This window comes from Streptomyces griseus subsp. griseus, from assembly GCF_003610995.1.
In the GTDB taxonomy this organism is placed as follows: domain Bacteria; phylum Actinomycetota; class Actinomycetes; order Streptomycetales; family Streptomycetaceae; genus Streptomyces.
The window spans coordinates 2,477,938-2,491,764 of record NZ_CP032543.1 but is presented as its reverse complement, the minus strand read 5'-3'; the positions used below and the strand labels follow the sequence as shown (position 1 = coordinate 2,491,764).

The following is a 13,827-nucleotide window of genomic DNA, read 5'->3' as shown; positions in this document are numbered from 1 at the left end:
ATGTGGCGTCAATAATCTAAGACTTGGTCTAGACCGCAGATCCCCACCACGCACCAAGCGCGCAGCATGTCGAGCAGTGCTCATGGAACCTCCCCCACGTTCTAGAGGAGCGACAGCAATGCGGAAAAAGGCAAGCGCAGCCGTCATCGGCCTGGCGATAGCGGGTGTTTCGGTACTCGCGACCACCAGTGCCAGCAGCCACGGCTACACGGACACCCCCATCAGCCGCCAGAAACTCTGTGCCAACGGCACGGTCACGGGCTGCGGCAACATCCAGTGGGAGCCGCAGAGCGTCGAGGGCCCGAAGGGCTTCCCGAGCTCGGGTCCCGCCGACGGCAAGATCTGTGCCGGCGGCAACGGGCAGTTCGCCCAGCTCGACGACCCGCGCGGCGGCAACTGGCCCGCCACCCAGGTCACCGGCGGACAGGGCTACAACTTCCGCTGGCAGTTCACCGCCCGCCACTCCACCAGCGACTTCCGCTACTACATCACCAAGAACGGCTGGGACTCCACCAAGCCGCTCACCCGGGCCGCACTCGAATCGCAGCCCTTCATGACCGTGCCCTACGGGAACCAGCAGCCCCCGGCCACGCTGACCCACCAGGGCACGATCCCCACCCAGAAGACCGGCAAGCACATCATCCTCGCCGTCTGGAACGTCGCGGACACCACCAACGCGTTCTACGCCTGCTCGGACGTCCGGTTCTGACACGAGCGTTAAAATCTGACGCTCCGTCAGTTACCGTGCGGTGCCATGGAGAGTACCGGCACCGTCGCGGAGCTCGTACGACGTCAATGGGGCGACCACCGAACCGCCCTGAAGCACGGTCCCACCGTGCTCACGCATCACCAGGTGGTCGAGGGCGCCGCCCGTCGGGCGGCGCTCCTGGCGGATCTGCTGCCGGCGGGCAGCGAACCGCACCTCGGGGTGCTGCTGGACAACACCCCTGAATTTCCGCTGTGGCTCAGCGCGGCGGCCCTGGCCGGGGCCGCCGTTGCGGGCATCAACCCCACCCGGCGCGGGCCCGAGCTGGCCCGCGACATCCTGCACACCGACGCCCGCCTCCTGATCACCGAGCGCGCCCATCTGCCGCTGCTCGCGGGCCTGGAGCTGCCGGGCGTACGGGTGCTGGTCACGGACACGGTGGCGTACGCCGGTCTCCTCGCCCCCTATGAGGGAGCCAGGCCCGGGGACGCCGTCGTCGCCCCGGTGGGCCGGGACAGCCGCATGCTCCTCTACTTCACCTCCGGATCGACCGGCGCCCCCAAGGCCGCGATCTGCACCCAGGGCCGGCTCGCCGCCGCCGGGCAGTCGCTGGCCGGGCACTTCGGGGTGCGCCCGGCGGACGTCCACTACATCTGCATGCCGATGTTCCACGGCAACGCGGTCCTCGCCGACTGGGCCCCCGCCCTCGCCGCCGGGGCGGCCGTCGCTCTGCGCCCCCGCTTCTCCGCCTCCGGCTTCCTCGACGACGTACGCGCCTACGGGGCGACGTACTTCACCTATGTGGGCCGGGCCGTGCAGTACCTGCTGGCCACCCCCGAGCGCCCCGACGACCGGGACCACACCCTGCGGCTCGGCTTCGGGACCGAGGCGGGGGCGGTGGACGCGGCCCGGTTCCGGGAGCGGTTCGGGGTGGAGCTGGTCGAGGGGTACGGGTCGTCCGAGGGCGGCGCCGCCCTCCAGCGCACCCCCGGCACCCCGCCCGCCGCGATCGGCCGGGCCGCCCCCGCCGACGACCTCGCCGTCGTCGACCCGGAGACCGGTGAGGAGCGCCCCCGCGCCCGGTTCGACGCGGACGGGCGGCTGCTGAACGGGGACGAGGCGATCGGGGAGCTGGTCAACCGGGGCCGGACGCCCTTCGAGGGGTACTGGCGCAACCCGGAGGCGGACGCGGAGCGGGCCCGGCGCGGCTGGTACTGGACCGGCGACCTCTTCTACCGGGACACCGGCGGCTACCTCTACTTCGCGGGCCGCACCGACGACCGGCTCCGCGTCGACGGGGAGAACCTGGCCGCCGCGATGATCGAGAACATCCTGGCCCGCTGGGACGCGGCGGCGGCCGTCGCCGTCCACGCCGTGCCCGACCCGGTGACCGGCGACCAGGTGATGGCCGCCCTGGCGCTGCGGGAGGGCCGCGCCTTCGACCCGGCCGCCTTCGCCGCGTTCCTGCGGGCCCAGCGGGACCTGGGGACGAAGATGGCCCCGAGGTTCGTGCGGATCGTCGCCCACATGCCGGTCACCGCGACGAACAAGGTCCACCGGGTGGCGCTGCGCCGGGAGGGTTTCCGCTGCCCGGACCCGGTCTGGTGGGACCCGGCGGGGGAGGGGGGATACGTACCGCTGGACGGGGAGGGGCTGACCGGCCTGCTCGCCCGGTACGCGGAGCACGGGAGGCGCCCGCCGGGCGGCTGAGAAGGCGGGGAGCGGGGAAAGGGCCGGAAACAGCGCTGTGGGCGGCCTCCGCGAAGGAGACCGCCCACAGGCTCTGTCGTGCGCCGTCAGGGACTCGAACCCCGGACCCGCTGATTAAGAGTCAGCTGCTCTAACCAACTGAGCTAACGGCGCCTGCTGACTCGAAAATAATACCTGGTCCCGAGGGATGCTGATGACACCCTCGGCCGGCACCCCCGGCAGCTCTCAGAGCGCCAGCGACAGCAGCACCGGAGCCGCGCGCCGGTTCAGGGTCTCCGCCGCCTCGCGGAGCCGGTGGGCGTCCTCGACCGGCAGCGACAGGGCCAGGCATCCGGCGGTGGCCCCGGCCGTCAGCGGCACCGCCGCGCAGACGGTGCCCACCGCGTACTCCTGGAGGTCCAGCACCGGGACCGTCGCGGGCTGGGCGTCCAGCTTGGAGAGGAGGACCTTCTCGCTGGTGATCGTCCGCGAGGTGAGCCGGGCGATCCTGTGCCGGGAGAGGTGGTCGCGCCGCGCCTCGTGGTCCAGCTGGCCGAGCAGGCACTTGCCGACCGCCGTGGCGTGCGCGGAGGAGCGGAAGTCCACCCACTCGTTGACCGCCGGGGTGAGCGGCCCGTCGGCGACCTGGACGACGCTGACCTCGCCGTCCACGTACCGGCTGAGGTAGACGGCGGCGCCGACCGTGTCGCGCAGCTGGTCCAGGGCGTGCTGGAGGCGGCCCTCCAGGGCCTCGCGGCGGGCCGCGCCGGAGCCGAGGAGCAGCAGGGAGGCGCCTATGACGTACGCGCCGTCGCCGACCTGCTCCACATATCCCTCGCGGCGCAGCGTCAGGAGCAGGGAGGCGAGATGTGCGGCGGGCAGCCCCGTCTCCCGGGAGATCTGGGCATCGGTCACACCGTCACCGTGCTGGGAGACCGATTCGAGCACGCGCAGGGCGTACTGCACCGAGTGGAACGGTGCGGTCGGCTCGGGCTTCAACGCCACGGTGTCCCCCTACAAGGTTGTGACCGCAAGCTTGGGGCCCACGATAGCCCCAGGATCCGGCTTTCGGGGTGGCAGTTGACAAGCGAGTGGGTGCGCCCCGGCCCTGTCAGCTGGGGCGCACCCGTGCGGCATATGCCAGAGTCATGGTCGATGGTCCAACTGTGAGGTCACAGCACCGCGTTGAGGAACTCGCGCGTACGTTCGTGCGACGGATCGGAGAAGATTTTCTCCGGGGTCCCGGCCTCCACGACCCGGCCCGCGTCGAACATCAGCACCTTCTCCGAGACGTCCCGGGCGAAGTTCATCTCATGGGTCACGCAGACCATGGTGATGTCGGTGTTCCGGGCGATGTCGCCGAGCAGCTCCAGCACCCCCGCCACCAGCTCCGGGTCGAGGGCGGAGGTCACCTCGTCCAGCAGCAGGATCTCCGGCTCCATCGCCAGCGCCCGGGCGATCGCCACGCGCTGCTGCTGGCCGCCGGAGAGCTGGGAGGGGTGCGCGTCGACCTTGCCGGAGAGCCCCACCAGGTCCAGCAGCTCCCGGGCCCGGGTCTCCGCCTCCTCGCGCTCCTTGCCCAGGACGCTGATCGGCGCCTCCGTGATGTTCTGGAGCACCTTCATGTTGGGGAAGAGGTTGAACTGCTGGAAGACCATGCCGATCTTCTTCCGGGACTCCCGCAGCTGCTTCTCGCCAGCGGGCTTCAGCTCCCCGCCCGGGGTGCGGACGTGGGACAGCGGGGAGCCGTCGACCCAGATCACGCCGTCGCTGACCTTCTCCAGCGTCATCAGCAGCCGCAGGATCGTGGTCTTGCCCGAGCCGCTGGGCCCGATCAGGGTGACGTGCTCACCGCGGTCGACCGTGAAGTCCAGCTCGTCCAGGACCACATGGTCGCCGTAGCGCTTGACCACCTTGTCGAAGCGGACCAGCGGCTCGCCCGTGCTCCCGGCCGCCGGGACGGCGTCCTCGGGGGCCGGGGACTCCGTCTTCCGCAGGGGGAGGGGTTCAGTGGCCAAGGCGCTTCTCCAGCTTTCTCATCAACAGCGACGTGGGGTAGCTCGCGACCAGGAAGATCAGGCCGGCGAGGGTGAAGACCTCGGTGTACGCGAAGTGGTCCGCCCCGTACTTCCGGGCCTCGAAGACCATCTCCTGCACCGTGATCACGGCGAGGAACGGGGTCTCCTTGAACATCGAGATCGCGTAGTTGCCGAGGGCGGGCAGCACATTGCGCACCGCCTGCGGCAGGATCACGGCCTGCCAGGTCCGCCGGGGCGACAGCGACAGCGCGCGACAGGCCTCCCACTGGCCCTTCGGTACGCCGTCGATCCCGGCCCGGTAGACCTCGGAGGTGTACGCGGCGTAGTGGATGCCCAGCACCGCGATGCCGATGTAGAGCGGCTCCACCGTGTTGAACAGGGCTGCCGCGCCGACCAGTTGGACCAGCAGCGGGGTGGAGCGGACGAACTCCGTGACGGCCCGCACCGGGATCGTCACGAGCCTGCTGGGCGCGCGTTGGGCCACCGCGACGGCCAGTCCCAGCACCGCCGCCACCAGGGTGCCGAGCACGGTGGCCAGCAGGGTGACCTTGAACCCCTGGAGGAGGAGGGGCAGGGACTCGCGGACGGCGTCCCAGTCGAAGCCGTCGTTCATCGGGTACCTCCCACGGCGGTCGTGGACGCGCTGCGGCTCCTGAACAGGCTCTTCGCGCCGGTGTCCAGGCCGAGCCGCCGCTTGGCGCTCCGCTCCAGCAGGTTCATCAGCATCGTCAGCGCGTAGGCCAGCACGAAGTAGGCGGCCAGCAGGGTCAGATAGGCGGTGAGGGTCTCACCGGTGCGGTCGCGCAGGGTCTGCACCACGGTCATCAGGTCGGCCGCCGAGATCAGCCACAGCAGCGGGGTGCACTTCAGCAGCTGGATCAGCAGATTGGTGAAGGAGGGGATCATCTGCACCCAGGCCTGGGGCAGGATCACCTTCCAAAGCCGCCTGGCGGGGCTCAGGTTGAGGGCGATCGCCGCCTCGTACTGTGCGCGCGGTACGGAGTTGATCGCGCCGCGCACCACTTCGGCGCCGTAGGCACCGTAGTTGAGGCCGAAGGCGACCACCCCGCAGACGACCGGGTCCAGTTCGTAGCCGGTCAGCAGCGGCATCGCGTAATAGAGCCAGAACAGCTGGATGTAGAGGGAGGTCCCCCGGAAGAACTCCACGACCACCCGGGAGACCCCGCGGGCCAGGAGCAGCCGGCTGCCCGCCATCAGGCCGAGCGCGAAGGCCAGCACCCCGGCGAGCAGCGCGCCCAGGACCGTGGCCTGGAGCGTCACCCACAGACCCGAGCGGACCTGGGGGAACTCCTCGGCGAGGAGGGAGAAGAAGTCACTCATGCGTGTGCGTCCGCCCCGTCAGCCCTTGCACAGGTCGGCGGTCCTCAGGTCCTCCGGCGGGATCTCCGACTTCCCGAACCCGTACGGCTCCAGCAGCTGCACATAGCGCGAGCGGTCCGACACGATCTTCTTCAGCTCGCGGTTGAAGGCGTCCCGCAGGTCCTCGTTGCCCTTGCGGAACACCGCACCGCCGGGCGAGAACTGCGCGTTGCCGTCGATCTGCGGCACGAACGACTCGGTCACCTCGGTGTCCGGGTTGGTCTTCGCCAGCCAGCGCAGCGAGATGCCGGTGAGCAGGAACGCGTCGATCCGGCCGCCCTTGACGGCGTCCGCCCCGTCCTGCGGCTTCTGCAGCGTCTTGATCTTTCCCTCGGGGATGCCCGCCCCCTTGGCGTAACCGCCCTCCACCGCACCCGACATGACGCCGATGGTGATCCCGGCCTCCTTGGCGGAGTCCAGGTCGGTGACCTTCTTCGGGTTGCCCTTCCTCACCATCAGCGCGGTCGGCGAGATGAACTCCGGCTCGGAGAAGATCGCGTTGCCGCAGCGCTCCGGGGTGATCGCCATGCCCGCGCTGACCACGTCGTACTTCCCGGCCTGGAGCCCGGGGATCAGCCCGTCCCACTCGGAAAGCGTCGGCTTCAGCTCGTCCACGCCCAGCGCCTTGAAGATCTCCCGGTGCAGGGTGGGGGCCTCGCCCTTGAGCTCCTTGCCCTCCATGTACCCGTACGGCGCCTCGTTGGCGTACGCCACCCGCACGAAGCCCTGCTTGCGGAGCTTGTCGAGGGCGCCCTCGCCGGTGGCGGCACCCGAATCGGCCTTGCTGCAGGCGGTCAGGAGGCCGGGAACGACCAGGAGGCCGCCCACGGCCGCCGATCGATTGAGAAAGCCCCGGCGGGAAAGGTGAGGAAAGTCAGCCATGGTTCGCGGTCTCCTGGAGGTCGAACAGTCCGGACAGGGTGAGTGCCTGCCCGATCCCGTACGTCTATGCAGGAAGCCGGTCCATGTAATCGAACGGTGGCCGGAGGGTGACCTTCCCGTGGCCTGATGTGGGCGGAGGGTGACGGGTTCGCTGCGGTGGGCTGCGCCCGGCGGCTTCTGTCCCCTATGTGCCTTCGTCGTCCTCGGAGTTGTCGGTGGACGGGACATAACCGCGTTCCTTGTCCACCACGTTGGGCAACGGACTGCCTTCTGCCCATAGTTCGTACATCGCCACGAACTGCTCACCCAGCCGGTCGCGCCAGCCCACCGTGTCCCCGCTCAGGTGTGGCGAGACCAGCAGCCCCGGCACGCCCCACAACGGGCTCTCCTCGTCCAGCGGTTCCTCCGCGAACACATCGAGCGCCGCCCCCGCCAGCCAGCGCCGCTCCAGCGCGTCGACCAGGTCCGCCTCCACCACGCTCGCCCCGCGCCCCACGTTGATGAACCGCGCCGATGGCTGGAGCAGCCCGAAGAACCGGCTGTCGAACATCCCGTACGTCGACGGGGTCAGCGGCACCGCCGAGATCACCCAGTCCGCCCGCGCCGCCAGCGGGCCCAGGTCCTCGACCCCGTGGATGGTGCGCCGGGCGCAGCGCCCCACCAGCGCCACCTGGACGCCCAGGCCGTGCAGCAGCCGGGTGATCTCCCGTCCGATCGGGCCCGCGCCGACGACCACCGCCCGCGAACCGGCCACCTGCTGCCCCTCCCGGTGGCGCCAGCGCCGCTCCCGCTGGAGGGCGAGGGTGGCGGGCAGATCCTTGGCGAAGGCCAGCACCAGAGCGGCCACGTACTCGGCGATCGGCCGCTCGAAGACGCCCCGCGCGTTGGTCAGCACGGTGTCGGATGCGGCCAGCTCCGGGCAGAGCAGCCGGTCCACCCCCGCGCTCGCCGCATGGACCCAGCGCGGCCGAGGACCCTCACCCGGCCAGGCCGCACGCACCGCGTCCGAGGTGAAGTCCCACACCAGCAGCACATCGGCGTCCGGCAGCCGGGCGGCGAGTCCCGCCGCCCCGGTGCGCAGGATGCGGGCCCGGCCGGTCAGCCGGCCCAGGCGCGGGGACGGATCGGCGTCGAGGACGAGAACGACGGGTTCCGGCATCGGTGGCTCATCACTCCGCAAGGTCGCTGGTCGCTGGGTGTGCACGCTCAACCATGATCTCCGCACGGGCCACGCTCGCAGCCGCTCCGACCCCCGTCAACACGGCCCCGCACCGCGCCCCGCCCACCCTCCGCCGAAGCCCCGCCGGGGGAATACTTGACAGGGGCAGGGGCACCCGTGGCTTCCGCGCCCGATGCGCGCCCGACGCGAAGGAAGAAGGGTGAACATGACGACCGTAGGACTTCTCTACCCGGGCCACGCCGCCGAGGACGACTTCCCGCGGATCGAGATCACGCTCGACACCGACATCAGGCTGCCGCTCTTCTCCACCGAGGCCGCCGAGGACACCTACCGGCGCGGCGCCCTGCTGGAGTCCGGTGCGCCGGACCGGCTCGCCGAGGGTGTCGAGGAGCTGCGGCTCGCGGGCGCGGAAGCACTCGTCTGGGCGAGCCCCGCCGGAAGTTTCGTGTACGGCTGGGCGGGCGCCCACAACCAGATCGCCACCCTCGCCCGGAGCGCCGGCCTGCCCGCCTCCAGCACCGCCTTCGGCTTCGTCCACGCGGTACGGGAGCTGGGCGCCTCCCGGGTCGCGGTGGCCGCCGGATGGCCCGAGGACATCACCGTGCTCTTCGCCGAGTTCCTGGTGGCGGGCGGCGTGGAGGCGGTGGCCTCCGGGAGCGCCGGTGCCGCATCGGCCGGCGAGATCGCCGCGTGGGAGGTGGACCGGGTCAAGGAGCACGCGCTCGCCGCGGACCACCCGGACGCGGAGGTGCTGCTGCTCCCGGACGCGGCCCTGCACACGGCCGCGTACATCCCGGAACTGGAGGAGGCGCTCGGCAAGCCGGTCCTCACGGCGAACCAGGTGACCGTCTGGGAGGGCCTGCGGCTGACCGACCGCCGGATCTGGGCCCCGGCGCTCGGCACCCTCTTCGCCGCCCGCCGGCCGGTGCCGGGTGCGGTGGAGCCGAAGGGGATTGAGGTACGGGAGTAGCGCGCACGGCCCGGGACGCCCCCAGCCCCCGGACCCCCGGAACGGCTTCCGGGCCGGCTCCGGAATAAGCGGAGCCATCCTCCTGTTGTACCCCTCCGATACGCGTACGCACACGCAGGACGAGCAGCACCGGGAGAGGGCCGACACGTGGACGAGATCCGAGGCGGGAACACGGGCGACGGGACGGGCGGCGACACGATCCGCGACGAGATCCGGGGTACGGCCGAGGGCACCGCTCCCGTACCGCTCTCCGTCCTCGACCTGGTGACCGTGGGCCAGGGACGCACCGCGACCCAGGCCCTGCGCACCGGCGTCGAGATCGCCCAGCTCACCGAGGCCCGCGGCTTCCACCGCTACTGGGTCGCCGAGCACCACTCCATGCCCGGGGTCGCCTCGTCCTCCCCGGCCGTGATCCTCGCGCACATCGCCGCCCACACCGACCGCATCCGGCTCGGCTCCGGCGGCGTCATGCTGCCCAACCACGCCCCGCTGGTGATCGCCGAACAGTTCGGCACCCTGGAGGCGATGGCGCCCGGCCGCGTCGACCTGGGCCTCGGCCGGGCCCCCGGCACCGACGGCGCCACGGCCGCCGCCCTGCGCCGCAGCGACCGGCTCAACGAGGGCGCCGACGACTTTCCGCAGCAGCTCATGGAGCTGATCCGGTTCCTGGACGACGACTTCCCCGACGGGCACCCGTACGCCCGCATCCACGCCGTACCCGGCCCGGTCCAGGCGACCGCGCCCGGCGGGGTGCAGTCCGCGCACCGGCCGCCCGTCTGGCTGCTCGGCTCCTCCGGCTTCAGCGCCCGGCTGGCGGGCACGCTCGGCCTGCCGTTCGCCTTCGCGCACCACTTCTCGGCGCAGAACACCATCCCGGCCCTCGACCTGTACCGGGAGTCCTTCCGGCCCTCCGCCGTGCTGGACGCCCCGTACGCCTTGATCGGCGTCTCCGCGCTGGCCGCCGACGACGAGCGCGAGGCGCGTCGCCAGGTGCTGACCGGGGCGCTGTCGATGGTCCGGCTGCGCACCGGGCGGCCGGGGCTGATCCCGTCCCCGGAGGAAGCGGCGGCGTACGACTTCTCCCCGATGGAGCGGGAGTTCGTCGACGGCTGGCTCGCCAACGTCATCCACGGCACCGCCGACGAGGTCCGCGCCGGTCTGGACGACCTGGCCAAGCGCACCGGCGCCGACGAGCTGATGATCACCGCCAACGCGCACGGCGGCGACGCCCGGCTGCGCAGCTACGAGCTGATCGCGGACGCGTACGGGCTGCCGCGCCGGGCGTGAGCCGGTAGGCCGCAGCCGCACGGTTGGGCCCGCTCGGGCGTGAGCCGTGGGCCCTACGGCTGGGCCCGCTCGGGCGCCTGAGCCGGTTCGGCCGTCGGCCGGGCCGTGATCAGCGCCGCGATCAGCTCCGGCGCCACGGCCCGCGAGTACAGCCACCCCTGCCCCGTGTCGCAGCCGATCCGGCGCAGCCGCTCCGCCTGCCCGGCCGTCTCCACACACTCCGCGGTGACGGTCAGGCCCAGGCGGTGCGCCAGCTGCACCATCGCCTCGACGATCGTCTCGTCGGCGGGGCTGGGGTGCGTACCGTCCTCGTACCGGAAGCCCTTCACGAACGCCCCGTCCAGCTTCAGTACGGAGACGGGCAGCCGGCTGAGGTAGGCGAGGTTCGAATACCCCGTCCCGAAGTCGTCGATGGCGATCCGTACGCCCATGTCGCTCAGCGCCTGGAGCGCCCGCAGCGGGCGGCCGCCGGACCCCATCACCGCCGACTCGGTCAGCTCCAGCTGGAGCAGCCCGGGGGCCAGCTCCGTCTCGCCCAGGATCTGCGCCACGTCCGCCACCAGGTCGGAGTCCCAGACCTGGCGTACGGCGACATTCACGCTGATGAAGAGCGCGGGCTCGTCCGGATGGTCCAGCTGCCAGCGCCGCGCCTGGCGGCACGCGGTGCGCAGGACCCACCGGCCGAGCTGGACGATGGAGCCGTCCTCCTCGGCGATCCCGACGAACCGATTCGGCGAGAGCACGCCGAACTGCGGGTGGTTCCAGCGCACCAGCGCCTCCACCCCGCGCACGACGCCGTCCGCCATGCCGACCAGTGGCTGGTATTCGAGGGTGAACTCGCCGCGCTCCACGGCGGGCCGGAGCGTGGAGGAGAGCGCCTGGCGGGTCATGCGGTGGGCGTTGCGCTCGGGGTCGAAGAGGGTCCAGCGGGCCCGGCCGTCGGCCTTCGCCCAGTACAGCGTGGTGTCGGCGGCCTGCATCAGGCCGGTGGGCGAGGTGCCCGCGACCGGACGTTCCACCACTCCGATCGAGGCGGAGACCGAGAGCCGGTGCCCGGCCAGGTCGAAGGGGTGCTGGAGGGCGGCCAGGACCGAGCGGGCCAGCTCGGTCAGCGCCTCCGTACCGCCGGAGTCCTCCACCAGGATCGCGAACTCGTCGCCGCCCAGGCGCGCCACCAGGCGGCTGCCGCCGGGGCTGCGGCTCGCGTCGTTCTCCGCGCAGTCGGTGAGCCGGCCGGCGACGGCGGCCAGCAGCCGGTCGCCGATCCGGTGGCCGAGCGTGTCGTTGATGGCCTTGAAGCCGTCCAGGTCCAGATAGCAGAGCCCGATCCGGCCGTGCCGGGGGAGCATCGAGTCGTCCTGGTAGGGCGGGATCTCCAGGGCCACCGAGAGCCGCTCGAAGAACAGGGTCCGGTTGGGCAGCCGGGTCACCGGGTCGTGCATCTGGAGGTGGCGCAGCCGGTCCTGGAGCTCGCGCCGGTCGCTGATGTCCGCCACCGTCAGCAGGACCCGCGCGGGCTCGGCCGCCGAGGTGCCGGTCATCGGTACGACGGTGACCTCGGCCCACAGGGTGCGCCCGTCGGGGTGTTTGAGGCGGCGGGTGCAGCGGAACCGGGAGCGGCGGCCCTGGAGCACCTCGCGGTAGGCGTGCCAGGTGCGGTCGTCGGAGGCCAGATCGACCAGCTCGCACGCCTGCCGTCCGTCCAGCGCCCGGGGTGCCGCACCCAGGAGTCCGCCGAGGGCGTCGTTGGCCCGGACGACGTGTCCCCGGCCGTCCACGACGGCCATGGGGAGGGTCGCGGCGTTGAAGGCGGCCCGGTGGTCGCGCAGCTCGGTGGCGGCGTCGTCCGCCGCTCTCCGGAGCGCCTCCTCCCCGTCCGGTGCCGTCCGGCGTGCCGTACGTTCTCCGGCGGGGCCTGCCGTATGACGCTCCGTGACCGGCGTGCCCACGGCGTCCGGGGATGTGCCTGCCGGGACCCTGGGCCCTTCGGAGGTTCCGCTCACCGCTCGCTCCCGCTGTGAAGGTTGTCGTGAACAGGTGGGGTCGGACAGGGCACCGGGTGGTGAACCCGTGAAGGGGCCCGATCCACGCGGGAAAGCGTGGTGAAGCATAGAGGGTGGCGCAGCGGGCGTTCCAGCTCGCATCCGGCCATGGGTCGACCGAACGGCCGGTCTACGACGTTCCGCTTTGCCCTGCCCTGATGGTTTCTGAGCGGTTCTGTTGCATCGGACCGCCGATCCGGCCGGTGGTGACTTTCCGTGAAGGTCAGGGCTGTGGTGGCGTCGGCCCACAACCCATGTGGCCTCTGTGACCCGTGTGGGGCAGCACAACAGGGCGCATCGTCATGAACCGGCACAGGGTGGACGAGACCGTAGTGCGTTCCCACCCGGAGGTCGATGTGCAGCGTGAGCCCGGACTCGGGGGAGTGGAGCGACTGACGCTGCGCAGTCTTGCGGCCGCCCTGACCTCCCTCCTCGCGCTCGCCGCCACCTCGCTCGCCGCCGGCCCCGCCGCGGCCGCCGTGCGCGACGCGACCCCGTGCGCGCTCCCCAGGACGTCGGCCCACCACTCGCTGGGCCTGGACAGCTGGAACGGGGCCTACCCGCAGCCCGACCGGAGCCTCGACGCGGTCATGATCTTCCTGTCGTTCCCGGACTCCGAGCCCGAGGTCAGCCCCGAAGTGCTGACCGCCGACCACTTCCCCTCGACCACCCGCTTCTTCGAGCGCGCCAGCTACGGCCGGTTCACCCTGCGCCCGCACCCGCAGCGGGGCTGGATCCAGATGCCGCGCGCCTCCACCTGGTACGGCATAGAGCGCGACTGGGACGCCAAGAGGCGGACCGCCTACCTGCGCGACGCGATCGCCGCCGCCGACCGGGACGTCGACTTCTCGGCGTACGACATCGTCTATCTGGTCGCCGACCCGGACGCCCCGGGCGTCGACTCCGACGCCACGAAGGTCGTGAACTTCGACCGGCCGCTGCGCGCGGACGGTACGGACATCCGGCGCGTGGTCACCGTCTTCGAGCAGCACCCGCCCGACCGCAATGTCCTCGCTCACGAGACCGGGCACGTCTTCGACCTGGCCGATCTCTACCACCGGCCCACCGACGGCAAGGGCGACTGGGACACCTACGTCGGCGACTGGGACGTCATGGGCAGCCAGTTCGGCCTGGCGCCCGACCTCTTCGGCTGGCACAAGTGGAAGCTCGGCTGGCTGGACGGGCCCCAGGTCGTCTGCGTCCAGGGCACGGCCGACCTCACCCTGGAACCGGTGGCCGCCGCCCCCGTGCCCGGCGGGTCGATCGGGACCCGGCTCGCCGTCGTACGGACCGGGGAGGACAGCGTCCTGGCGATCGAGGCGCGCGGCGCCACCGGCAACGACCGGGGGACCTGCACCGAGGGCATCCTGATCTACCGGATCCGCAGCGGAACGGCCTCCGGCGGCGGGCCGGTCGAGGTGGTGGACACCCACCCGGAGACCGGTGCGTGCTGGGACCGCTCGGTCTACCCGCCGCTCGCGGACGCCCCGCTCACGGAGGGCGAGACCTACACCGTGCCGGGCGAGCGCACCCGGGTGGAGGTCGCCGACCGTACGCCGTCCGGCTCCTGGACGGTCAGGATCACCACCGGAGTCTGACCGGCGGGAGAACACGAAGAAGCCCCCCGCTTGCGCGAGGGGCTTCTTCCGTCG

12 protein-coding genes and 1 tRNA gene are annotated in these 13,827 nt (G+C 71.8%); 5 read left to right on the top strand and 8 right to left on the bottom strand.

Annotated features, from left to right (window positions below; genetic code table 11):
* Positions 1 to 118: 118 nt before the first annotated feature.
* Positions 119 to 709, top strand: coding sequence for a lytic polysaccharide monooxygenase auxiliary activity family 9 protein (locus D6270_RS11370; RefSeq protein ID WP_109165513.1), 591 nt, complete (start codon positions 119 to 121; stop codon positions 707 to 709).
* A gap of 45 nt (positions 710 to 754) precedes the next feature.
* Entirely contained in the window at positions 755 to 2,416 is a 1,662-nt protein-coding gene (locus D6270_RS11365) for an AMP-binding protein (RefSeq protein ID WP_109165514.1), read from the top strand.
* Positions 2,417 to 2,495: 79 nt separating this feature from the next.
* Here D6270_RS11365 and D6270_RS11360 read toward each other — a convergent pair.
* From D6270_RS11360 to D6270_RS11330, 7 genes are all read right to left on the bottom strand, one after another.
* Positions 2,496 to 2,569: transfer RNA gene (locus D6270_RS11360), tRNA-Lys, on the bottom strand.
* A gap of 72 nt (positions 2,570 to 2,641) precedes the next feature.
* Positions 2,642 to 3,400: an IclR family transcriptional regulator gene (locus tag D6270_RS11355; RefSeq protein ID WP_109165515.1), complete on the bottom strand. Its 759-nt coding sequence runs from the start codon at positions 3,398 to 3,400 to the stop codon at positions 2,642 to 2,644.
* A 167-nt stretch (positions 3,401 to 3,567) separates the two neighbouring features.
* Positions 3,568 to 4,413 (bottom strand): ectoine/hydroxyectoine ABC transporter ATP-binding protein EhuA, encoded by an 846-nt coding sequence (gene ehuA, locus D6270_RS11350; RefSeq protein ID WP_109165516.1) that lies wholly within the window; start codon positions 4,411 to 4,413, stop codon positions 3,568 to 3,570.
* A complete protein-coding gene (gene ehuD / locus D6270_RS11345) occupies positions 4,403 to 5,047 on the bottom strand; it encodes an ectoine/hydroxyectoine ABC transporter permease subunit EhuD (protein WP_109165517.1) in 645 nt (214 codons plus the stop codon). Before ehuD ends, ehuA begins: the two co-directional genes overlap by 11 nt.
* On the bottom strand, positions 5,044 to 5,775 hold the full coding sequence (ehuC, locus tag D6270_RS11340) for an ectoine/hydroxyectoine ABC transporter permease subunit EhuC (protein ID WP_109165518.1): 732 nt from the start codon (positions 5,773 to 5,775) through the stop codon (positions 5,044 to 5,046). The genes ehuD and ehuC overlap by 4 nt, the downstream gene beginning before the upstream one ends.
* 18 nt (positions 5,776 to 5,793) lie before the next feature.
* Entirely contained in the window at positions 5,794 to 6,696 is a 903-nt protein-coding gene (gene ehuB / locus D6270_RS11335) for an ectoine/hydroxyectoine ABC transporter substrate-binding protein EhuB (protein WP_109165519.1), read from the bottom strand.
* A gap of 184 nt (positions 6,697 to 6,880) precedes the next feature.
* Positions 6,881 to 7,855, bottom strand: a complete 975-nt coding sequence (locus tag D6270_RS11330) for a D-2-hydroxyacid dehydrogenase (protein ID WP_109165520.1) — start codon at positions 7,853 to 7,855, stop codon at positions 6,881 to 6,883.
* Between the two features lie 226 nt (positions 7,856 to 8,081).
* Between D6270_RS11330 and D6270_RS11325 the strand changes: the two genes are divergently transcribed.
* Positions 8,082 to 8,846, top strand: coding sequence for a maleate cis-trans isomerase family protein (locus D6270_RS11325; RefSeq protein WP_109165521.1), 765 nt, complete (start codon positions 8,082 to 8,084; stop codon positions 8,844 to 8,846).
* A 147-nt stretch (positions 8,847 to 8,993) separates the two neighbouring features.
* A complete protein-coding gene (locus D6270_RS11320) occupies positions 8,994 to 10,133 on the top strand; it encodes an LLM class flavin-dependent oxidoreductase (protein WP_109165522.1) in 1,140 nt (379 codons plus the stop codon).
* A 53-nt stretch (positions 10,134 to 10,186) separates the two neighbouring features.
* On the opposite strand, the gene D6270_RS11315 is transcribed toward D6270_RS11320, so the two are convergent.
* Positions 10,187 to 12,136: a putative bifunctional diguanylate cyclase/phosphodiesterase gene (locus D6270_RS11315; protein ID WP_109165523.1), complete on the bottom strand. Its 1,950-nt coding sequence runs from the start codon at positions 12,134 to 12,136 to the stop codon at positions 10,187 to 10,189.
* 341 nt (positions 12,137 to 12,477) lie between these two features.
* Here D6270_RS11315 and D6270_RS11310 point away from each other — a divergent pair, with 341 nt between their 5' ends.
* Positions 12,478 to 13,773 (top strand): M6 family metalloprotease domain-containing protein, encoded by a 1,296-nt coding sequence (locus D6270_RS11310; RefSeq protein ID WP_225976823.1) that lies wholly within the window; start codon positions 12,478 to 12,480, stop codon positions 13,771 to 13,773.
* Positions 13,774 to 13,827: the final 54 nt, after the last annotated feature.